The organism is Rhizobium sp. 3T7, assembly GCF_020166565.1.
Taxonomy (GTDB): Bacteria; Pseudomonadota; Alphaproteobacteria; order Rhizobiales; family Rhizobiaceae; genus Rhizobium.
On the sequence record NZ_JAIQXS010000019.1, the window covers coordinates 55245 to 75009 of the forward strand.

21 protein-coding genes, 3 pseudogenes and 1 riboswitch are annotated in these 19765 nt (G+C 60.8%); of the genes and pseudogenes, 12 read left to right on the forward strand and 12 right to left on the reverse strand.

Annotation, left to right across the window (positions count from 1 at the left end; genetic code table 11):
• The first annotated feature begins 97 nt into the window (after window positions 1-97).
• Window positions 98-490, forward strand: a complete 393-nt coding sequence (locus K9B32_RS22360) for a GFA family protein (RefSeq protein ID WP_224566102.1) — start codon at window positions 98-100, stop codon at window positions 488-490.
• A 111-nt stretch (window positions 491-601) separates the two neighbouring features.
• Here K9B32_RS22360 and K9B32_RS22365 read toward each other — a convergent pair whose 3' ends face one another.
• Window positions 602-856: a DUF3168 domain-containing protein gene (locus K9B32_RS22365; RefSeq protein ID WP_263491053.1), complete on the reverse strand. Its 255-nt coding sequence runs from the start codon at window positions 854-856 to the stop codon at window positions 602-604.
• A 51-nt stretch (window positions 857-907) separates the two neighbouring features.
• Window positions 908-1468, reverse strand: a complete 561-nt coding sequence (locus K9B32_RS22370; RefSeq protein WP_224566104.1) for a phage portal protein — start codon at window positions 1466-1468, stop codon at window positions 908-910.
• A 588-nt stretch (window positions 1469-2056) separates the two neighbouring features.
• On the opposite strand from K9B32_RS22370, the gene K9B32_RS22375 reads away from it, so the two are divergent.
• Complete coding sequence (locus K9B32_RS22375; protein WP_224566106.1) at window positions 2057-2452, forward strand: nuclear transport factor 2 family protein; 396 nt, start codon at window positions 2057-2059, stop codon at window positions 2450-2452.
• Between the two features lie 112 nt (window positions 2453-2564).
• Here the strand turns inward: K9B32_RS22375 and crcB are convergent.
• The 4 genes and pseudogenes from crcB to K9B32_RS22395 form a co-directional block, all read right to left on the reverse strand.
• A pseudogene (gene crcB / locus K9B32_RS22380) lies at window positions 2565-3016 on the reverse strand (fluoride efflux transporter CrcB).
• Between the two features lie 60 nt (window positions 3017-3076).
• Window positions 3077-3115: riboswitch (Fluoride riboswitch) on the reverse strand.
• A 103-nt stretch (window positions 3116-3218) separates the two neighbouring features.
• Entirely contained in the window at window positions 3219-3527 is a 309-nt protein-coding gene (locus tag K9B32_RS22385) for a Dabb family protein (protein ID WP_224566107.1), read from the reverse strand.
• A 19-nt stretch (window positions 3528-3546) separates the two neighbouring features.
• Window positions 3547-4233: a hypothetical protein gene (locus tag K9B32_RS22390; RefSeq protein WP_224566109.1), complete on the reverse strand. Its 687-nt coding sequence runs from the start codon at window positions 4231-4233 to the stop codon at window positions 3547-3549.
• Between the two features lie 286 nt (window positions 4234-4519).
• Window positions 4520-4708, reverse strand: a pseudogene (locus K9B32_RS22395) (DNA-packaging protein); the annotation flags it as partial.
• 282 nt (window positions 4709-4990) lie between these two features.
• Here K9B32_RS22395 and K9B32_RS22400 point away from each other — a divergent pair.
• A complete protein-coding gene (locus tag K9B32_RS22400) occupies window positions 4991-5335 on the forward strand; it encodes an MmcQ/YjbR family DNA-binding protein (protein ID WP_224566111.1) in 345 nt (114 codons plus the stop codon).
• A 6-nt stretch (window positions 5336-5341) separates the two neighbouring features.
• Here K9B32_RS22400 and K9B32_RS22405 read toward each other — a convergent pair whose 3' ends face one another.
• On the reverse strand, window positions 5342-6256 hold the full coding sequence (locus K9B32_RS22405) for an SDR family oxidoreductase (RefSeq protein WP_224566113.1): 915 nt from the start codon (window positions 6254-6256) through the stop codon (window positions 5342-5344).
• A 106-nt stretch (window positions 6257-6362) separates the two neighbouring features.
• Between K9B32_RS22405 and K9B32_RS22410 the strand changes: the two genes are divergently transcribed.
• Window positions 6363-6935, forward strand: coding sequence for a TetR/AcrR family transcriptional regulator (locus tag K9B32_RS22410; protein ID WP_224566115.1), 573 nt, complete (start codon window positions 6363-6365; stop codon window positions 6933-6935).
• Here the strand turns inward: K9B32_RS22410 and K9B32_RS22415 are convergent.
• The gene (locus tag K9B32_RS22415) at window positions 6928-7416 is read right to left on the reverse strand and encodes a YcgN family cysteine cluster protein (RefSeq protein WP_224566237.1); all 489 of its coding nucleotides are present in this window, start codon (window positions 7414-7416) and stop codon (window positions 6928-6930) included. The two genes, K9B32_RS22410 and K9B32_RS22415, sit on opposite strands and share 8 nt — an antisense overlap.
• 186 nt (window positions 7417-7602) lie before the next feature.
• On the opposite strand from K9B32_RS22415, the gene K9B32_RS22420 reads away from it, so the two are divergent.
• The 6 genes and pseudogenes from K9B32_RS22420 (at window position 7603) to K9B32_RS22445 (ending at window position 14517) form a co-directional block, all read left to right on the forward strand.
• Complete coding sequence (locus tag K9B32_RS22420; RefSeq protein ID WP_224566117.1) at window positions 7603-9738, forward strand: transglycosylase domain-containing protein; 2136 nt, start codon at window positions 7603-7605, stop codon at window positions 9736-9738.
• A 440-nt stretch (window positions 9739-10178) separates the two neighbouring features.
• Entirely contained in the window at window positions 10179-11864 is a 1686-nt protein-coding gene (locus K9B32_RS22425; RefSeq protein WP_224566119.1) for an arylsulfatase, read from the forward strand.
• A 519-nt stretch (window positions 11865-12383) separates the two neighbouring features.
• Entirely contained in the window at window positions 12384-12599 is a 216-nt protein-coding gene (locus K9B32_RS22430; protein ID WP_007801177.1) for a dodecin, read from the forward strand.
• Window positions 12600-12748: 149 nt separating this feature from the next.
• Window positions 12749-13084, forward strand: a pseudogene (locus tag K9B32_RS22435) (VOC family protein); the annotation flags it as partial.
• A 298-nt stretch (window positions 13085-13382) separates the two neighbouring features.
• A complete protein-coding gene (locus K9B32_RS22440; protein WP_224566122.1) occupies window positions 13383-13970 on the forward strand; it encodes a DUF1214 domain-containing protein in 588 nt (195 codons plus the stop codon).
• Complete coding sequence (locus K9B32_RS22445; protein ID WP_007801174.1) at window positions 13963-14517, forward strand: hypothetical protein; 555 nt, start codon at window positions 13963-13965, stop codon at window positions 14515-14517. Before K9B32_RS22440 ends, K9B32_RS22445 begins: the two co-directional genes overlap by 8 nt.
• 10 nt (window positions 14518-14527) lie before the next feature.
• Here the strand turns inward: K9B32_RS22445 and K9B32_RS22450 are convergent, their stop codons facing one another.
• A complete protein-coding gene (locus tag K9B32_RS22450; protein ID WP_224566124.1) occupies window positions 14528-14695 on the reverse strand; it encodes a hypothetical protein in 168 nt (55 codons plus the stop codon).
• Between the two features lie 521 nt (window positions 14696-15216).
• Here K9B32_RS22450 and K9B32_RS22455 point away from each other — a divergent pair.
• Entirely contained in the window at window positions 15217-15423 is a 207-nt protein-coding gene (locus K9B32_RS22455; protein ID WP_224566126.1) for a hypothetical protein, read from the forward strand.
• A 180-nt stretch (window positions 15424-15603) separates the two neighbouring features.
• On the forward strand, window positions 15604-16620 hold the full coding sequence (locus K9B32_RS22460) for a DUF2336 domain-containing protein (protein ID WP_224566128.1): 1017 nt from the start codon (window positions 15604-15606) through the stop codon (window positions 16618-16620).
• Between the two features lie 6 nt (window positions 16621-16626).
• Here K9B32_RS22460 and K9B32_RS22465 read toward each other — a convergent pair whose 3' ends face one another.
• The 3 genes from K9B32_RS22465 to K9B32_RS22475 form a co-directional block, all read right to left on the reverse strand.
• The gene (locus K9B32_RS22465; protein ID WP_224566130.1) at window positions 16627-16983 is read right to left on the reverse strand and encodes a DUF1491 family protein; all 357 of its coding nucleotides are present in this window, start codon (window positions 16981-16983) and stop codon (window positions 16627-16629) included.
• Window positions 16984-17170: 187 nt separating this feature from the next.
• Window positions 17171-18103: a peptidoglycan-binding protein gene (locus tag K9B32_RS22470; protein ID WP_224566132.1), complete on the reverse strand. Its 933-nt coding sequence runs from the start codon at window positions 18101-18103 to the stop codon at window positions 17171-17173.
• Window positions 18075-19607, reverse strand: a complete 1533-nt coding sequence (locus K9B32_RS22475) for a sensor histidine kinase (protein WP_224566134.1) — start codon at window positions 19605-19607, stop codon at window positions 18075-18077. Before K9B32_RS22475 ends, K9B32_RS22470 begins: the two co-directional genes overlap by 29 nt.
• Between the last annotated feature and the right edge of the window lie 158 nt (window positions 19608-19765).

A 19765-nucleotide genomic window follows, 5' to 3' on the forward strand; every position in this document is an offset into this window, starting at 1 on the left:
AACGCTGCTGCGCGTGCGGCAATGGGCGAGAAATTTGAGGTTGTCGTCCTATCTTCGGTGTAAACAGTCCGCCGTTTGATCTTGGAGGAGAAGCAACATGGACCGGTTCACTGGCGGTTGCCGCTGCGGCAACGTCCGACTTGTGGCATCTGGGCGTCCCTATCGGGTCGGCATTTGTCATTGCCTCGACTGCCGCAAGCATCACGGGGCGCTTTTTCACGCATCCGCGATCTTTCCTCAGGATGCGGTGACGGTCGAAGGCGAAACACATGACTATGAAGGGCGGTTCTTCTGTCCCCGCTGCGGCTCCCCGGCTTTCGGACGCTCCGCAGATGAAGTCGAAGTGAACCTCGGATCGCTCGATGCTCCCAACCAGTTGAAACCAACCTACGAACTCTGGACCGTCCGCCGCGAGTCCTGGCTGCCACCCTTTCCGCTGTCGAGACACTACGAACGCGATCGGGACGCCACCAGCCGCTTCGAAGAGTAGATCGCGAAGCACCATCACTGCGAAATGGCAGCGACAACCGCTCCGTCACGGCCCGGAAGCCCAACTCGGCGACATAAAGCTTCGTCTTCGGTTCGCGGCGGCTCTGTGTCCTCAGATGCAGCAGGCTGACGAGGTGATGGAGCCAAGATCGAGCGCCGCATCCTGCAGCAGCGCATGGAGACGTCCAGCCACCAGCTGCGCCTGCTTTCGTCCCCCGGCGTCGATCCAGATTTCAAGAGCGAACAGATGCTCCTCACTGGCCTCCGTCGAAGTCAAATAGTCGTTGCTGACGAGCTCGCTGATCAGGACGCAAGGGAGCTTCCATGCCGTCTGCAGCCGATCGCGGATACCGTCCTCGCCGACCATGCCGAGAAGTTCGCTATCCCCGGTCAGACGTGTATGATCGCCGTCAACAGTTCATTGCCTGCGCTCATCGCAGCGCTTCCCAGCCGCGTCCAGAGTTGATCGCGCTCCGCCGCGAGGCCGGCGACCTTGTCGAGGTCGGGTTCCAGCCGCCGGCGGTCCTCGTAATATCCGCAGAGCCAGGCCGAGACCGACGCGGCGGTGCGTCAGCATCGGCAGGACGGTCAGTCGATAGAAGGCACGGTTCGCTTCCTGATAATTGGCAAAGGTGTTGTCGCCGGGAATGCCAAGCAACATCGGCGGCACGCCGCAGGCAAGTGCGATGTCGAGGGCGGCGCCGTGGGGCGCCTCGACGAAGTCCATGTCCTTCGGCGACAGTCCCATCGACTTCCAGTCGAGCCCGCCTTCGAGAAGCAGCGGGCGACCGGCGCGCATCGGGCCGGAACAGCCCTCATCGAGGTCAAGCGCCACCTGGGCTGCCACAAGCGGCGGGAAGCCGAGGTGATCATCAAGCGGATGGAACAGCTTAAGATGCAGTAGGCCAAGCCCGTCCGTTTCGGCCGGAAAGCCGCGCGCGGTACCGCCGGCGCCAGTCATAAGCCTCGGGCCGGCCATCCCTGCCCTCGACGAGGCCGATCCGGTCCGGCCGCAGCAGATGCATCTCGTGCAGGTTTCCGCCGACCAGCAGCGGCTCGACATAGGCGTTGCCCCGACAGAAGCAGATGCCCATAGAGCGCCTCGAGGAAATCAGGCCTGCCCATGCGCCCGTTCGGCTGGCTGAGCAGCGAGAGCACCGCATGATCCGGCCGCTCGCGATCGCTCTCGTACAGCAATCATGGCACCGAGGCCGCAGTTTCGGCGATCCCCGGACGCTGCGGCGCGACCGGGTTCTTCATGAAGCGCCTTCCCGCGACAACGCGGCGTAGGAGCGGCCCGTCCAGCTCGCCCGCCCTTCCGCGGCCAGCGACATGAAGCCGCCAGCAGCCTTTCTTTCGGCACTGTCTTGCGGCCCGCCGCGGCGCTCCACGGCAGGAGAGATCGGAGTTTCATGGTCTTGTTCCTATGGTTTTGGAGGCGACTTTCCAGGCAGCAACCCTGGTTCACATGGCGGCATGGATCGCAGGGGCCGCCGCGGTGGACTTCCCAGCCGGAGCCGCCTATCTTCGACGCAGCGCTGGCGGTACCGGTCTTTTGGGGGCACACATGGCCGATGAAGCAAAAATACGTGCGATCTTTGCCAGTCTCGAGCACGGCGACGGCGACGCCTCCTTCGACCACGTCTCCGAAGACGTCGACTGGACCGTCATGGGAACGCATCCGCTGGCAGGCCGCTATCACTCCAAACAGGAATTCCGGGCAGCCACGTTTGCACGGTTGAACAAGCTCCTTCCCGGCGGAACGCAGCTTCAAGTCACCAATCTCCTGATGTCGGGAGACACGGCAATCGTGGAGCTCATGTCCAATGCGGTGGCAAAGAACGGCATGCGTTTCGATAACCGCTACTGCTGGATCATAAGATTTGCCGGCAACACGATCGTCGAAGTGCGTGCATATCTGGATTCGGCCAAGGTTGCCGAGCTCATCCGGGAGAATGAGTAGTACCCGACCCAAACGAACCGCGCGGACGACTTAAGTCTAAGTCAAAATGACCCGCCTTGTGCCGTTGGTGTGCAATCCAGCCGATTTTCGATCCAGCGGGACTACTAATAGACTACGTCTGAATGGCGGGCCAGCCTTTCTCCTCCTCGATGACGAGTTGGGCAATCCGTTTGGTGGCACCGTTGAGGCGCGACGCGATGAGGTAACCGACCGCGACTGCCGCAATGCAGAGGGTGACCGACAAGGCATGTTGAGCATGGCCCGCGGCATTGCTCCTGCCCGCATCAGATCGAGCGTCTGCAGACCGAATGACGAAAACGTGGTGTAGCCGCCGCACAATCCGATCATCACGAACAACCGCCAGTTCTCGGACAGGGGAAACCGACCCGAGGCAAGCGTCACCGTCCCAAACAGGCCGGTAACGAACGAGCCCGAGATGTTGATGAGGATGGTGCCCCACGGCAGGACCTTGCTGATGGGTGCGTCCATCACCGACACAAAATAGCGGAGGAACGGGCCGATTGCTCCGCCCAAAACGATAACGACACACGAAGAAAAAGACATACCAACTCCTATCAACGACAAAACGCCGCGACAGTCGTCAAGACTATCGAGCCATCGATCGGAGTCATCAGCCCACGGCGGGCGGTTTCGGGGAACCCCATCCGCATCACGGGTGCAGCCCAGCATGCCCCTCGGTTAAAACGGAAGTGTCAGTCGCAATGTGTATCACGGCTGATCGATCACCCGCGCTGGAAAGTCGACTTCACCCCACGGGCTGCTTTACCGCCGCATCGCTCTCGTAGTCCGCTGCCATCCGCATTTCGCGGATCGGGCGCACGAGGTCGATGGAACGCTGATACTCGGGATGCGCCTTGTAGGCGGCAAGCGCCGCCTCGTCGTCGAATTCGCCGTAGACCACCAGATCGACCTCGGTGCCGAGCTGGTCGGTCTTGATGTTGGTGCCGATCTCCAGCAGGCGGGCGTGCGGGATCGCCGTCAGGATCGACAGGCCGGCGCGCACCTTTTCCAGTTGGTCCGCAGGCGCTGTAAAGAAGACGATGTGGCGGATCACGCGGAACTCCTGTGAGGATCTAGCCGAAGACCCGCGCGATAGCACGCAGGAGCCAGACCTTCAACGGCGCAAGCAGGCCTGCCGGCTGTTCGCGGCGGATGGCCGCAAGGAAGGTCTTGCCGTAGCCGGCCAGCTTCTCCGCCCGATCCGTGCCGTTGACGATGCGGCGCGCATTGACCCAGTCGTCGGTCGTCTCGTTCAGGTGGTCGGCGAGCTTGTGATTGGCAAAGGAGCCCCGCACCATGCCCTCGATCAGGATCGAAACGGCGGCGTCCATCTCCATTGCGCGGTGGGGCTCGGCCACCAGATCGATGCCGGTCAACAGGCTCATGGCCTCGTAGTTGCGCTTGTGGGTAAGCTGAACCAGCCCGCGGCCAAGCCAGCACTTGCCGTCCTCGTCCGGCCGCCAGTAGGGCGTCTTCACCCAGGAGAGCTTGCCGCCCGCATAGGCATTCTCCAGGATCTCGATCGCCCGGGCATCGGTCGTCGCCAGCGTCTCGCGTACCGGCTGCATCGTATAGGCCGTCTCGTGATAGGCGGTCGCCATGATGTAGGCGAGCCAGCGCGGATCGGCCTCCGCCATCCGCGCCTCCCAAAAGTCGAGAATCGCCGTCATGCCCTCCACCTGCGGCTGATTAAGCGTTCCCTTGAACAGGGCGTCGCGCACCGTGTCGAAGAAGAAAGGCCTGTCGATGTGGATAACCATGATGTCAGCCTCAAAAAGTGGTACGGCGCTTTGCGCCTCAATCGATTAAAATTAATTCAATCGTTTAAAGTGTTTAAGCGCCTGATTTACACGCAGTTTAAGCCGTGCCAGTGATTAACTCACCGTTAAATCAAGCCCTCGGAGGAGAGCATGCAGCAACCTGCCAACAGCAATCAGCCGACCATTCCCCAGCATGTCGTCGACCAGCTAGAAAACGAATGGCGTCAGGTTCGCCCAGAGCAGCAGGCGCCGCGCCCGGCACAACCGCAACCTCAACGCTAGTTCTTCAGACACCCCTCACCCGGCGTTGTCGACGTACCTCCAGCATCAGTGCCGTCAACGCCCAGACCAGCGCATCCAGCCGGTCGGGCGAACGGCCGAACGAAACCGGTTCGGCCCTTAAGTATTTACCGCGCGTCGCGCGCACGGTCGAGACCGGCAGGCTCTCGTCGATGCTCTTCAGCATCGATGCCACGCATCGCCGATGCGTCTCGATCATCGCGAACCTCTCGGGCGACCAATTTTCCCCTGGCGACCAGAAACACAAAAGCCTGGTCGAACGCCCGGCTTTCAGATCCAGAAAGGTGCCCGAGCATTGTGCCACGCCCGCAACTTTCCGACTATGCCATAACCCTATCAAACGACCGTCATCATCAAGGATTATTTTCCTATCTCATGAAAATTTTCCGCGACTGCGGCGGCTGCGTGAGTTTTTCTGATTGGCCCGCGTCCATCAGCATGTGCTAATTCTATCACCATGAACCAGGAAGAGCTCATTTCCTTTGCGCTCAGCCTGCCGGAGGCGGTCGAGAGCGCGCATCATGGCACGCGCGATTTCCGCGTGCGCAGCAAGATATTCCTGACGATGCCGGATCAGGACTACTGCGTCGTCCGCCTGACACCCGACCAGCAGCACATGACGCTGGCGGTGGCACCCGACGATGTGGCTGCGGTGCCGGGCGGTTGGGGACTGCGCGGTTCGACCCGGCTCTTCTATGGCAAGGCAAGCGACGAACTGGTGCAGGATCTGGTGCGCAAGGCATGGCGGAACGTCGCGCCGAAAACGCTGCAAAGACAGTTCGTTATCATCCCGTCCGGCTAATTCGATCTAGCGGTAGCCGGTGGCGTCGGCCGGCTTTTCGGCTTCCATCACCTCGTCCATGTAGCGCCAGCAATCTGGCCGCGAACCGTCCACGTCGTCGAAGCCGTAGACCTTGGCGAGCCCGCCGCTCGATAGCGACTGGCCGTTCCAACGGGCGCGCCCGGGATCGGCGGCGAGCGCGGCGACTGCCCGGCCGGTGAAGCGCGGCGTCTCGGAGATGACGAAGTGCGGCTGCACCGCCGTCGCATCGCGCCAGTTCTCCTCCCGCACGCTGTAGTTATCGAGCATCATTTCCGAGCGCATCCAGCCAGGTGTCAGCGCAACGGCGGTCGCACCGTGCGGCGCGAGATCCTTTGCATGCGCCCAGGCCATGCGGATGACGCCCGTCTTAACGAGGTCGTAATAGGGACAGAGACGGTAGTGGGTGGCATTGTATTCGGCCGTTCCGTCGGTCAGCTCGACCATCAAGCCACCGGGGCGCTCGATCATCAGGGCCAACGCGTAGTGCGCCGTGATCAGATGCGTGTCGATCGCCAGCCGCAGCATGTGCAGCCCCTTCTCCAGCGAATGCTCCCAGACCGGCTTGTTCCATTCCGTCAGATGCTCGCCGCCCCAGATATCGTTGACGAGGATGTCGAGCCGGCCCCGCTCGCAGCGGATCCTCTCAACCAGCGCCGTGACCTCTGCCGGAACGGTATGGTCGACGCGAACGGCGATCCCCTCGCCGCCAGCAGCCGTGACCATCTCGGCGGTCTCCTCGATCGTCTCAGGGCGGCCGTATTCCGATTGCTCCGCCCGCGTCGTGCGGCCGGTAACGTAGACCGTGGCGCCGGCAGCCCCAAGCTCCACGGCAATGCCACGACCGGCACCGCGGGTGCCGCCGGCAACGAGGGCAATCTTTCCCGAAAGGTCTGCTGTCATTGGCTTCTCCTCCACGCTGGAACCGGCCCGGGTCGGTTCTGATTGCTCCACTTGAATATAAACGAACGTTCGTTCATATTGAATGCAAACGCAAGAGGAAATTTTCATGCCGCGCCCCCGCACGCTTTCGGACGAACAGCTTCTCGACATGGTGCTCGGGCTGGTCCACGCGGAAGGCCCGGATGCGGCAAGCTTCGGCGCGGTATCTAAGATCAGCGGTCTTTCGGGTTCGACGCTCGTGCAGCGGTTCGGCACCAAAGCGGCGATGCTGCGGGCCTGCCTGCTGCGCGCCTGGGACCGGCTGGATATGGAAACGGCCCGGCTGATCCAGTCCGTTCCGACGACGCCCGCGGGCGCCATTGACCTGCTCGCCGGCCTTTCGAAGGACTACGGCGACGATGCCACCTCCTATGCGGAGGGCTTGCTGCTGCTGAGAGAGGATCTGCGCGATCCGGCCTTGCGCGCTCGCGGTGCAGCCTGGGGCAAGACACTGGCCGCAGCGCTCGACCGGTGCCTTCACGCAGAAGGGACGCAAAGGCCGCTTGGCAGGTTGACGCTCTCCCAATGGCAGGGCTGCCTGCTCTGGTGGGGCTTCGAGCCGCACGGCTCGATCGAGCACTATGTTCGCGGCGAACTAAAGCAATTCCTTGAGACGACCGATCAGGCCAGCGCTACTTAGCCGCCTTCGGCTCCCTGGCCTGCGCCTCGTCGCCGACCGTCAGCGGCCAATCCACCACGTAATCCTCGAAGTCGTCGACATCGACTTCGGTCTCGTCGATCGTCCGGCCACGCGCCGAAATGCCGGCCGCATGCACCGTCTCGGGATCGCCTGACACCAGCGGATGCCACCAGTAGAGATCGCGCCCCTCGTTGATCAGCCGGTAGCCGCAGGTCGGCGGCAGCCAGGCGATCTCGTCGACGTTTTCCTTGGAGAGCTGAACGCAATCGGGCACAAAATCCCAGCGGTTCTCGTAGGAGGAACAGCGACAGCTCTGGTCATCGAGCAGCTTGCAGCGGATCGAGGTGAAGTAGATGTCGCCGCTATCCCACTCCTCGAGCTTGTTGAGACAACAGAGGCCGCAGCCGTCGCATACGCTCTCCCATTCCGTCGTCGTCATCTCGGCGAGCGTCTTCGTCTTCCAGAAGGGTATTTCTTCCATCATTCCGTTCTTGCAACAGCTCCTCGCAAAATCGCGTGAGAGCTTCCATTTCTCTTGTTCTCGTCAGGCAAATCAACCAATGATTTACCAAGCTCCGGCTACTCCGGGGCACTGTCGGCAGTTTGCCATAGTCCGGCGTCAGGTTCCTCCGACGTCGAAGTGACTGATCGGGCGGGAATATAAGACGTGACGGATCCGGACAATCCAGAAAAACGGCCGCGCAAGCAACGCCACCTGCTTTTGAAGATCGACTCGTGGATCGATTCGACCATCTGGAACGCCGGTTTTCGCTCGGCCGAGATCTGGGAAGACATCACCATCTTCTTTCGCCGCTTCCGCGTTCGCGGCTGGAAGCGCATCGTCTTCGAACTCGGCGGCGAAGGCCTAACGCTCGGCGCCGTCGGCGCCGTCCTGATGCTGACCCTTGCCCAGCCGGCCTTCGAGGCTACCAAGGAAGATTGGCGCAATCGCGGCGACTACGCCGTCACCTTTCTTGATCGCTACGGCAACGTCATCGGCCATCGCGGCGTCATCCACCAGAATTCCGTGCCGATCGACGAACTGCCTGACGCACTGATCAAATCGGTGCTGGCGACCGAGGACCGCCGCTTCTTCGACCACTTCGGCATCGACGTCATCGGCCTCTTCCGCGCGGTGGTCACCAACGCTCAAGCTGGCGAAGTCGTACAGGGCGGCTCGACGCTGACGCAGCAGCTCGCCAAAAACCTGTTCCTCTCCAACGAGCGCTCGATCGACCGAAAGATCACGGAAGCCTTCCTGGCGTTGTGGCTCGAAGCCAACCTCTCCAAGAAGGAAATTCTCTCCACCTATCTCGACCGCGCCTACATGGGCGGCGGCACCTTTGGTGCTGCTGCGGCGGCGCAGTTCTATTTCGGCAAGAGCATCACCGATGTCAATCTGGCCGAATCCGCGATGCTTGCCGGCCTGTTCAAGGCGCCGGCGAAATATGCGCCGCACGTCAACCTGCCGGCGGCGCGCGGTCGCGCCAACGAGGTGCTAACCAACCTCGTCCAAAGCGGCTTGATGACTGAAGGCCAGGTGATCGCCGCCCGGCGCAATCCGGCGACGGTGGTCGACCGCAACCAGGTGGAATCGCCCGATTTCTTCCTCGATTGGGCCTTTGACGAGGTGATGCGGCTGTCACCGCGCTTCCATCAGCATTCGCTCGTCGTCCGGACCACGATCGACATGGGGCTGCAGAGCGCCGCAGAAGATTCCGTCGAAACGTCGCTACGCGAATATGGCGAGAGCTATCACGCCAAGCAGGGCGCGATGGTCGTGATCGAAAATGGCGGTGCGGTGCGGGCCATGGTCGGTGGCAGGGACTACGGTGAAAGCCAGTTCAACCGCGCCACCAGGGCGCTGCGCCAGCCGGGCTCGTCCTTCAAGGTCTACACCTATTCGGTGGCGATGGAGAACGGCATGACACCCGACACCATCGTCGTCGATGCGCCGATCTACTGGGGCAACTGGAGCCCGCACAACTACGCCAACAAATATGCCGGCCGTGTCACCATCGCGACCGCCATTGCCCAGTCGATCAACACCATCCCGGTGCGCCTCGCCAAGGAGAAGCTCGGCATCCAGCCGATCCGCGCCATGGCGAAGAATCTCGGCGTCGAATCACCGGTACGCGACGACGTGACGATCCCGATCGGCACCTCTGAAGTGACCGTGCTCGACCAGGCAACCGCCTATGCCGTCTTCCCGGCGGGCGGCTACCAGTCGCGCCGTCACGGTATCACGCAGGTCCTCGATTACGGCGGCGATGTCCTCTACGACTTCGACCGTGACGAGCCGCCCGCCAAGCGGGTGCTCTCCGAGAAGGCCGATACCTACATGAACCAGATGTTGTCGCGCGTTCCCTATGTCGGCACTGCGCGCAAGGCAGCCCTCGACAACAACATCCTGACGGCCGGCAAGACGGGCACGACGCAAGCCTATCGCGACGCCTGGTTCATCGGCTACACTGGCAACTACACCGCCGCCGTCTGGTTCGGCAACGACGACTACACCTCGACCAACAAGATGACCGGCGGTTCGCTGCCGGCCATGACCTTCAAGCGCGCCATGGACTACGCCCACCAGGGCATCACGCTCCGGCAGATCCCCGGCACGCAGCCGCTGCCGCCCGACAAGACGGTGAAGACCGTTGCCACCAAGCCGGAGGAAGGCAGCCCGCCTCCCCTCGTTCGCCCGCGGATGCTCTCGGTCGATTCGACGCGCATTCTCAAGGATCTTGGACAGGCGCTGAAGGCAGCTCCGCCACTTGCCGCGCAGAAGGTGGCAAGCGCCGACTAGGACGGTCAAGTGGCATCAACCTAGTCGCTACCCGGACGACCCCGGACGACACCTTTGCGCCCGCTGCCTAGTGTGGCCTCGGCACTATCGTGAAAGTCCCACGTAGTAAGCTCCGGTCACTCGGGCGGCGCGACAACGGCTTTCAATCTGGCGGTGAAAGTAAAGATGTGCGATATTCGCGTCTAGGACGGCTGCCAACATTGAGGCAGACGCAAGAGCGAGCATTTTATCGCTAGCCATTGACGCTTCGATGGCGGGTACGCCTCTCGTCACCCTATGGCGAGTAATCAAAGCTACATTCACATAACTCAGCATATCACGCTATGGCGGCGCCGTGCCGCGCAGTTTCGCAAACTCAGATCGTCGCAGACATGAGGTGGGTACTCTTATGCTGTGAGAAGACAATCGCGATTAGTTCAAGTGAACGGAGGGTATCAATCATGAGCAGTGCGAGACACCTTTACTTTGGTTTGCTGGCTTCCGCGTTCGCGACCGCGCTGACTGCGCCAGCAGTCGCGCAGCAACAGCAGCCGAAACCCAACATCGTCGTCATCATGGGTGACGATGTTGGTTGGTTCAACATCGGTGCCTATCACCGGGGCATCATGTCCGGGAAGACACCGAACCTCGACAAGCTGGCGTCTGAGGGGATGATGTTCACCGACTATTATGCCGAGGCGAGTTGCACCGCCGGCCGGGCGAGTTTCATCACCGGTGAAATCCCATTGCGCACTGGCCTGACGACTGTCGGTCAGGCGGGGGCAGATGTGGGTATGCCGGACAAGGCCGCAACCATCGCCGCCGTCTTGAAGACCGAGGGATATGCCACCGGCCAGTTCGGCAAGAACCATCTTGGCGATCTGAACAAGTTTCTGCCGACACTGCATGGCTTCGATGAGTTTTTCGGGTACCTTTACCACCTCGATGCAATGTCAGACCCCTACTGGTATTCGTTTCCGAACGAGCAGTCCTACCGTGACAAAGTCGGGCCGCGCAATTTGGTGCATAGCTTTGCTACGGACACGGACGACGCGACACAGCAGCCGCGCTGGGGCAAGATCGGCAAGCAGAAGATTGTCGATGAAGGCCCCTTGGCACCATTCGCCGACATGTCCAACGTGCCAAACATGCATGACATAACGCCCAAGGCCAAGTACGACATGGGCACATTCGACGAAGTGCTGGTCAAGGCTTCGTGCGACTTCATGGACAAAGCCAAAACTGACGGCAAACCGTTTTTTGTCTGGCACAACACGACGCGCATGCACGTCTGGACGTTCCTGTCGCCTAAGTACCAGAGTCTGATGAACAGCCAGACCAATTATGGTCTCGAAGAAGCCGGCATGGCGCAAATGGACGACAGCGTCGGTGCCATCCTGAAATGCGTGGAGGACGCGGGCGAGAGCGACAACACCATCGTCGTCTTCACGACCGATAACGGAGCAGAAGTATTTACCTGGCCTGACGGTGGCATGACCCCGTTCAAGGGCACCAAGGGCACCGTCATGGAGGGCGGCTTCCGCGCACCCGCGATCATCCGCTGGCCCGGCAAAATTAAAGCGGGCACGGTCGAGAACGGTATTTTCTCGGCCCTGGATTGGTTCCCCACGTTGGTGGCGGCGGCTGGTAATCCCAACATCACCGAGCAGTTGCTCAAGGGCGTGAAGCTGGGCGACAGGACCTACAAGAACCACCTCGATGGCTACAACCAGCTGGACCTGTTGGAGGGCAATTCGCCGTCCGCACGTCATGAATTTTTCTACTTCGGTGGCCCTCATCTGGGTGCCGTACGCATCGACAACTTCAAGTTTCAGTTCTTTCAACAGCCGCAGGGTTGGCCCGGTGCGAAGGTAACAACGGACATGCCCACTATGGTCAATATCCGTCAGGATCCCTTCGAACGGACACCGTCAATTGGCGAGCAAAGCCTCAATGACCTTGGTGGAGGCTACATGAATGACTTCTTTGCGCGCGAGTTCTGGCGATTCGTCAGCGTTCAGCAGGAAGTCGCCAAACTTGCTCTCACGGCGGTTGACTATCCGCCGATGCAGGATCCGGCCTCCTTCAACCTGGAGACTGTGAAGAGGCAGATCGATGCTGCGATCAAAAACAAGCCGGGCAATTAGTCGAGCCCGCTCAAGACGACGGGTAGCCCGAATCGGGCTACCGTCTGTGTTGGTGAAGCTTAAAACGATGGACGCGTTCGCTTCTGTCACGAGCGGAAGACCGGGGCTGTGCTAATCCACCCGCGAAGGACCGGCCGGTGCCCGTATTCCGACGAAGGTGCTTCACAGCGGTCAGCGCCATGACAGGCGATGAGCCAGGCAGCAGCCACATGCAATGAGCCGGACTGCGTATTCTTCGATTATCATCGCCATAAGGATGACGAGGGCGGGTTCTGATCGAAGGCTTTCGCGATGCCGAGGCACATGAATTCCATCGACGTACGCCGCACATGATCACTGTGCAGGCCGACGTTCGGCGGGTCCTCGCAACGCTGAATATTACCAAGACTCGCTCTAATGAAGTCGTACGTTATGATCTCGACTTCGTTGCAAATCCGCCGGGACCGATCGTCCTTGGTCACGAGGGTGGCAAGAAATACCGGGAAGCAAACCATAGCCTGCACCGAATAGGAGGATAGGATGAGTGATCACGTTTATAAAAAGGTAGAACTCATCGGGAGTTCGAAGGTGTCGGTCACCGAGGCGATCGAGACCGCCATCGCGCGAGCCTCGAAGACGATGCGAAATCTCGAATGGTTCGAAGTCGATCAAATCCGAGGTCATATCAAGGATGGCGCAGTAGCGCACTATCAGGTCGTGATGAAGGTTGGATTTCGAATCGACGACTCGCCATGAAAAGCTGGAGACGGTCAGTTCCAACTCTTTCGGTGAGCCACCGACATGCAAACCGGTAGAAGATCGATACGGGCCCAAGTTTGGGGCTGGCGTCCGCGCGATGATCCTGGCGATGTTCGAGCTGCCGGTTGCCAGCAGCTCTGGCTGGACTGGACAACCGATTGATCGTTTACGCAAGCAACGTGGAGGTAACGGCTCGATTCTACGAAAGGTTTTTTGGCTTTAAGGCAAACAGGGAGCCCGGTGATCGCATTGTGGAGCTAGTTTCGCCCAATGGAGGCGGAATAATCATGCTCGCTGCAAGGGGGCAGCGACGCGGCCAATCTATTGTTAAGTTGGTTTTCGACGTTGAGGACATAGAAGCGTTCTGCCTGCAATGCGCACGAGACGGCCTAACCTTTGGCCCGATCCACATTGCTGACGGTTATGAGTTTGCCAATGCTAAGGACCCTTGCGAAAACTCGATCTCAATATCCAGCCGAGCTTCAGGGATAAGGGAACGAGCTAAACTACTTTCGAAAAGCAAAAATGACCGCTTTGAGCCGCCAAAACGGCTGGAATGTCCGCAAGCGGTTATGTCCTTGTCTCGAAGCCAAGTCATGGTCGGACTTGGCCCCACGGCGTATGAATTCAGACACTCGGAAGGGGCTTGTCGCAGAAAGCTGCGGAGAGATTCTGTTGCCCGTTCCGGCCGGTATATGCTACCCGTAATCGCCTGCACCATTCCGCCCAACTAGAATCAGTGGTAACCCTTTCAACTGATTTGTTTCTCAAGGGCGCATAGTGTTTCGGTTTCCTCTCTTCATCGCGATGACTCTGATTATCGCCTTTGGCGGCGGGATCATGATTTCGCTCTACGCACTGGATGCGACGGCCGGCTTCGGCGCGATCAAGCTCGGCGCCTGGGAAGCCTTCCCCGAACTGCAAACGGAAAGTGCCGACCCTTATGCGAAATCGCACAGGGCGCGTGCCGGGCGCCTGCTCTACGGAAACGCCGAAGGCCTGATGTTCACCGCCAGGGTCGATGATGCGGGCGACCGGCTGAATGCCACCTGCAACTATCGCATCACGGGACAGACGCCGCCTGCCCGCATCTGGACGCTGTTTACCGCGGACAACAGCGGCAATCCGGCCTCGCTGCGGCCGGGGCTTCCCGGCGCGATGAATTCCTGGACGGTACTGCGGCAGGTCGACAGCAGCTTCTCGATCGACATTTCCGCGCAGGCGCGGCCGGGAAACTGGCTGGCGCTGCCGGCAGCCGGTACCTTCCAGCTCGTTCTGACCCTGTTCGATACCCCGACGGCAGGCAGCTCCGGCGTTATCGACCTTGCGATGCCGAAGCTGCAGAAAACCGGATGCGGCAATGCTTAGGATCCTCTTTGCCATCCTTGCGGGACTTTTCGGGGCGGCGCTGCTGCATCTCGTGATCATCCTGTCGCTGCCGCACTTTACCGGCAGGGATGCCGCGACGCGTGTCGCGTCGGAGGGCGATCTTGACAAGTTCTACCTGCTTGGGGCCACCGATGACGCGGCAGGGCTTTCCAACGACGATCCTTTTGTTCGCACCGCGGTCTGCGCGTTCGACATCGAGGAAAATCCGGTCCGCCTGACTGCAAAGGGCAATGTGCCGTTCTGGTCGACCGCGCTGTACGACGAGGCCTCGAACGAGGTCTTCAGCATGAATGACAGGACGTCCGTCGGCGGTGCGCTGGATATTCTGATTGGAACGCCGATCCAGCTGACGGAACTTCGCAAGGCTTTGCCGCCGGATCTGCAGAAGACCATTCTCGTGGAAAGCACACGATCGCAGGGCTATGCGGTGCTGAGGACATTGGCGCCCCAGGCAAGCTTTGATGCGGCCGCACGAAACTTCCTAGCGGAGGCCGGCTGTGACGAGTATGCCGGCTCCTCGAATTGAATCACTCTATCTATTTCTTGGCTCGCGAAACGCGATGCCCGGAGGAACGCTTTGCGCTTTCCGTCAGGCGCTCGTAACGCACGCCGGTGAAAAGCAGGATCTGCGCCTCGACTGGTTTCTTGCCTTTGCGGCTTCGCGTCTGACATAGACGGTCCGCCAATGCGACGACTATTGCCATTCTCGTCTCCATGCACGGCCCGAGACGGATGAACTGCGCAATCTCACCCTGCCCGCCTGTGCGAGCCAGCGCGTCCTTTAGAGCCTGATACCGGGCTCCGAGGCATCCGCGCCTTTCTCACGGCACCTGTTCGAAATACCGTGATGTGAAACCGGACGACCGAAGCACTCGACCGCCGTGTTCATATCCGAATTGAGACATATGACGGTTAACAGATCGTTAATTTCATGCGTGAACATTAGCTTCTTCTACGACACCTTATTAACGCGCGGCATCGTCTTTTGGTTTCAAACGTCTCACAAGAAGATTCAGTCCACAACGTCGCAATGATATTAGTATTAATTCATATACTTAATGGAGGTTGTGCCGGCGAGGCCAATTGGACCCCGATGTGATAGATTCCTGTCACAAAAATATCAATTGCGGTCTTTAGCAATACCGGTATGGTTGTATAACTGACTAGGGTTAGAGGTCGGCCGGCTGGCGCCGTTCCGTTCACCGCGGATAAGGGAGGGGCTGAAATGTCTTTGTTTATCGGTTCGACATTCTCCCCCGAGGACCTTGACGTGCTTCGCCATGCGCTCGACGCCTGGTGTGCGGAAAAGCGGATCGACATCAAGAGCCCCAAGGCGCAACTGGCAGCCTCTGCGGCCCTCGACCTCTACCAATCTGGAAACAATAACGCCGAAAGGCTTTTGGCGGCATTGCGCGGACACAAAGGGCTTTAGTCTTGGACGCAATTCCGCGGTCGTCGGGCCGTGGGTCCTTTCGGCACAAATTGAATAAAGTCTTTAGCAAGCATTAACCCTGCCCATGTAGGATTTGTTCATAACCTATGTGGGGTAAGGGGCGTCCTTCCGCGTCCAGTCCTGCGGCATCCCTTTTTTGCGTTTCCAGGGTGTGTTCTTGTGCGTGACCGGTTCCGAGACCTAGAGGCCCCATCCGCCAGCCGGAAGAAGGACGTGGTTCTCATGGCGACTGTCAGCAGCTTCGAGGGATTGCAACCGCCGACCCGCTCCGAGCTGCGCCAATTCGCTGAACTCTTCACGCCGTTGTTCCAGGCATCTTCCGATGAAGCGCGGCGGCAGGCTGTCGCTGCCCTTTCCCAATGCGCGCAGATTCCGGCGGCGGTGGCGCTCTTCGTCGGATGCCAGCCGATCGACATTGCGGCCCCCTTCCTCACTTCTTCGCCGGCGATCGACGACGAAACCCTGATCACGATCGCGCGCACGCAGGGTAGCGCGCACATGAAGGCGATCGTCAGCCGGAACGCCCTCTCGCCGCGGGTCATCGACGCTCTGGTCGGTCTGCGTCAGGCCGAACAGCGGCTGGCGGCACCGGTCGAGGTCGAGGCGCCCAATACGGTATCGCCCGAACCACCAGCTTCCACTTCCCTCGAGGAGGTCGAAGCTGCCGCACGCCGCACCAACGAAGAGGAAATGCGCAACAGGATCCGGGAACTGGCACGGCATGTCAGCCGTCCAGAAGACGATCGCCTTGGGCTGCGCAACCTGTCGCCGATCCAGGCCGCCCTGCTCGTTCGCTTCGCCCGCAACCGCGAGGCCGCGCTCTTTGCGAAGACGCTTGCCGAGGGGCTTACCGCAAGCCGCTGGCTTGCCGAGCGGATCATGCTCGATATCTCCGGGCAGCAGCTAGCGACCACTCTGATCAGTCTAGGCATGGATTTCCTCGACGCCGTCTTCGTGCTCGAAAAGCTCTATCCTCACCTCGCGGAACCGCAGCACGGCGTTACGCGCGCATGGATGGTGTTGGATGGGCTCGATCCGGAAGAGTGCAATGCCCGCGTCGAAGCCTGGCGCCGCGCGGACAATTATACGTATCTGCCTAAGGAAACAGAGACAGTTCACTCTGCCCACGAGGTCCCGCCCGCGCGAGACCGGCGCATCATCGGGCGCACACGCTGATCCTACCTACAGCGGGTTCTCGCGCTCATTGGCAAGCGGAACGATACCGCCGAGATCATCGGCTTCCAGCTCGACAATCCAGAGGTCAGGGTCAAACTTCCGTTCACGCTCAAGCAGTTCCCTGACCCTGACGGGCTCTTCCCGCGTCAGACGCCGCTCGAACAGGCGCTCGCCGCTCGTCTCGCCGTCGAAGAGGCTTTGCGGCGCAGGGCCGTAGAGCGTCTCCAGACCATCGCGGAAATGCTGGCGGATGAAAACGGCGCCCGCCTCGTCGGCGCCTTTCGCCTCAACGGCGGCAAAGTCACCCTTGGCGAAAACCCGACGCAGAAGGGCTGAGACGAAAATATCGGTGCGTAATCTCATCGGCGAGCTATAGCAGACAAACGGGCGGAGGCAATGTTACGGCTGCCCGGTGAATCTATAGGAAGATCCATCCCATCGCCTTTCTTGGTAGAAGGACTGCCAAACTCCCTGGGTCGCGACCTTGGGCGACTGACATTGTTCACTGCCCGATATTCGCGTTATAATTGTGTCTCCATTGCGGCAACCTCTAGAGCGCGCCGATTTCCTTGAGCTTCTTCAGAACAGCCTCGCTGGGCTCGCCGTTCTCGGGAAGGTTGTAGTGCTTCTGGAAATGACGGATGGCGGTGCGGGTCTGTTCGCCCGGCACGCCGTCGACCCCGACGTTGGCGTAGGCCATGTTGCTGAGACCCTTCTGGATCTTCAGGACGAGATCGACGGTCGACAACTCCGCGGACGGTGCGGCTTTCTTTACCGGTGTCGGCGCGGTCTTGACGGTCTTTTCGGCGCTGCGGATGGCGGCCGCGACCGGATCCTCGGCGGATGCCTTCGAGGTCACGTCCTCGGGCGGTTTTTCCAGCGGTACGGCCGAGGGGCCGATTGAGTCCGCCCTGAGCGCTGCCAGCACATCGGGCGTCGCCTCGCCCGCCTGCGGCATGCCCACCGTCTCTTCGAAGAAGAGGATCGCCGCACTGGTGCGCGGACCGATCACGCCATCCGGCGTGCCGTTATAGAGGCCGCGCCGTACCAGCTCGGTCTGGATGTCCATGACAATCTGGCTCGGCCGCTGACCACCGGGTGCGGCCGGTGGCGTCGCATTCGTTTGCGTGGCGTCGGCCTCGTCCTGCCGTTCGATTTTGAAGGTCGTGACGTTGCCGCTGTGCTCCTCGGTGGCCGGGCGGCCGCCCAGTACGTACGGGAAAAGCGCGTCGCGCGTGCGCAAGAACGGGTGCGGATGCGTACCCGGCTGATACCAGAGCGCGTTTGCGGCAACGAAGCTGAAAATGACCAGGAAAGCTGCGGTGCCGCCGGCAACCGACGGGTTGCGGCCAATCACGCCGCCGAGCGCGCTTGCGCCTTGCAGCCCCAATCCCCCGACGATGGATGCGCCGGTGAGAAGCAGGCCCGGCCTCTTCTGCCGGCCCCTCCTTCCCTTAGGCGATTTTCGCTTGCTCGCGGCCATCGAAAAGCCCCTCTTCCAAAACGCCGACGAACTCCGGCGCTGCCTTCAGTCGCGGCGGGAACTCGACAAGATCGTTGCGGGCAGTACCCGCAGCCGGAATGCCAGAGCCATCCGCTGCAATGGAAATCGTAATGATCGTGCCGGTGCCCGGCGTGCTGGCGATTGCGAAGTCGCCGCCATGCAGCGCCACCAGGCCCTTCACCAACGACAGACCAAGACCCGTGCCTTCGAACCGGCGGCTATAGTCGTTCTGGATCTGGACAAAAGGTTGGCCGAGCATTTCCAGCTTGTCGGCCGGAATGCCGATGCCGGTATCGCCGACGCACAGGTTCAGAACGCCGTCGCGCATCGAAGCATCGATCGAGATCGCGCCGCCCGCATCCGTGAACTTCACGGCATTGCCGATTAGATTGATAAGGATCTGCTGGATTGCGCGCTGATCCGCAACGACCTCGTCGAGACCGCGCTGAATGCGGCTCGTCAGCGTCACACCCTTGGTTTTCGCCTGCAGCGCCAGCATCGCCTCGCAGGAGCGGACGACGGCGGCGATGTCGAAGGGTTCGAGGCAGAGCTCGTAGCGCCCGGCTTCGATCTTGCTCATGTCGAGCATGGTGTTGACGACCGAGAGCAGGTGCGCGCCGGACTCTCTGACAAGGCCGACATATTCCCGCTGACGTTCATTCTCGAACTTACCGAAATACTCACCGAGCAGGATGTCGGAGAAGCCGAGGATCGCATTGAGTGGCGTGCGCAGTTCGTGGCTGACGGCAGCGAGGAACCGCGACTTTGCGTCGTTGGCCGAGCGGGCGTCGGCGGCACGGCTCTGCGCCTCCTGCCGTAACTGCTGCTCCAACGAGACATCGCGCAGCTGGGCAATTACGCTGAGGAGCCCGCCGTCGCCGTCCCGCCGCGCTGTCATGTCCATGCGCAGGTAGGCAAACTGCCTGTTGTCGCGGGAGACCGAAGGGCGTTCCAGCCGCAGGTCGACGGCGGCCGTCGCATCGCCCTGGCGAAGCTGATCCAGCGCCTGCAGGAAAAGAATGCGGTCGGAGACGTGTATCTGATCGACAAACCCCTTGCCGATCGGATCGCGCATCCAGGCGAGATACTCGCGCTTGTCGCGACCGCCGACTGCGGTGACGTTGCCCTGCGGGTCGAGGAAGAAGGCGAGGCCGGCGGTAGCTTCCATGAAGAAGTCTTCGGCAACAGGCGTGGCAACCGCCGCCGTTGCCGTGCTCTGGCGCGACAGGGCAATGCTGCCCACCGCAGAGAACAGGAAGGCCGCGCAAACAGTCGCGACACCCACAGGCAGCGCGATGGCGGGGCTGGTGACTAAGGAGAGCCCAATGGGGGCTGCAACGAGAGCCGCCGACGACAGCAGCGCCAGCCGGCGCAGGATCATCAGTTCGCGCTGGCGCACGACTGTACCCCCTCCGGTCCGGGAGAGCCAGCTTTCCACTGCCCGGTCCACGAGGGCTGCCGCCCGCTCTGCGATCTTACTCATTACACGCACGCAATACCCGCCCGAAAAGGCTCTTTACCAAGGCGGACAATAGGCCTTCGGCGCTTAAAGAAAGGATAAGGGAAAAGCCGCCTCCACACCCCAAAAGAGCGAAATGTCCCGTTTTTGGGCATCTGGAAGCGGCTTTGGTTTTTACGGTT

Excerpts from the sequence above, each read along its gene's own strand:
- K9B32_RS22405 (WP_224566113.1), bottom strand. The coding sequence starts at position 6,256 with ATGACAGCAGACCTTTCGGGAAAGATTGCCCTCGTTGCCGGCGGCACC.
- K9B32_RS22375 (WP_224566106.1), top strand. The coding sequence starts at position 2,057 with ATGGCCGATGAAGCAAAAATACGTGCGATCTTTGCCAGTCTCGAGCAC.
- K9B32_RS22465 (WP_224566130.1), bottom strand. The coding sequence starts at position 16,983 with ATGAGATTACGCACCGATATTTTCGTCTCAGCCCTTCTGCGTCGGGTT.
- K9B32_RS22410 (WP_224566115.1), top strand. The coding sequence starts at position 6,363 with ATGCCGCGCCCCCGCACGCTTTCGGACGAACAGCTTCTCGACATGGTG.
- K9B32_RS22390 (WP_224566109.1), bottom strand. The coding sequence starts at position 4,233 with ATGGTTATCCACATCGACAGGCCTTTCTTCTTCGACACGGTGCGCGAC.
- K9B32_RS22365 (WP_263491053.1), bottom strand. The coding sequence starts at position 856 with ATGGTCGGCGAGGACGGTATCCGCGATCGGCTGCAGACGGCATGGAAG.
- K9B32_RS22470 (WP_224566132.1), bottom strand. The coding sequence starts at position 18,103 with ATGGCCGCGAGCAAGCGAAAATCGCCTAAGGGAAGGAGGGGCCGGCAG.
- K9B32_RS22430 (WP_007801177.1), top strand. The coding sequence starts at position 12,384 with ATGAGTGATCACGTTTATAAAAAGGTAGAACTCATCGGGAGTTCGAAG.
- K9B32_RS22370 (WP_224566104.1), bottom strand. The coding sequence starts at position 1,468 with ATGGCCGGCCCGAGGCTTATGACTGGCGCCGGCGGTACCGCGCGCGGC.
- K9B32_RS22415 (WP_224566237.1), bottom strand. The coding sequence starts at position 7,416 with ATGGAAGAAATACCCTTCTGGAAGACGAAGACGCTCGCCGAGATGACG.
- K9B32_RS22425 (WP_224566119.1), top strand. The coding sequence starts at position 10,179 with ATGAGCAGTGCGAGACACCTTTACTTTGGTTTGCTGGCTTCCGCGTTC.
- K9B32_RS22475 (WP_224566134.1), bottom strand. The coding sequence starts at position 19,607 with ATGAGTAAGATCGCAGAGCGGGCGGCAGCCCTCGTGGACCGGGCAGTG.
- K9B32_RS22445 (WP_007801174.1), top strand. The coding sequence starts at position 13,963 with ATGCTTAGGATCCTCTTTGCCATCCTTGCGGGACTTTTCGGGGCGGCG.
- K9B32_RS22455 (WP_224566126.1), top strand. The coding sequence starts at position 15,217 with ATGTCTTTGTTTATCGGTTCGACATTCTCCCCCGAGGACCTTGACGTG.
- K9B32_RS22450 (WP_224566124.1), bottom strand. The coding sequence starts at position 14,695 with ATGGCAATAGTCGTCGCATTGGCGGACCGTCTATGTCAGACGCGAAGC.
- K9B32_RS22360 (WP_224566102.1), top strand. The coding sequence starts at position 98 with ATGGACCGGTTCACTGGCGGTTGCCGCTGCGGCAACGTCCGACTTGTG.
- K9B32_RS22400 (WP_224566111.1), top strand. The coding sequence starts at position 4,991 with ATGAACCAGGAAGAGCTCATTTCCTTTGCGCTCAGCCTGCCGGAGGCG.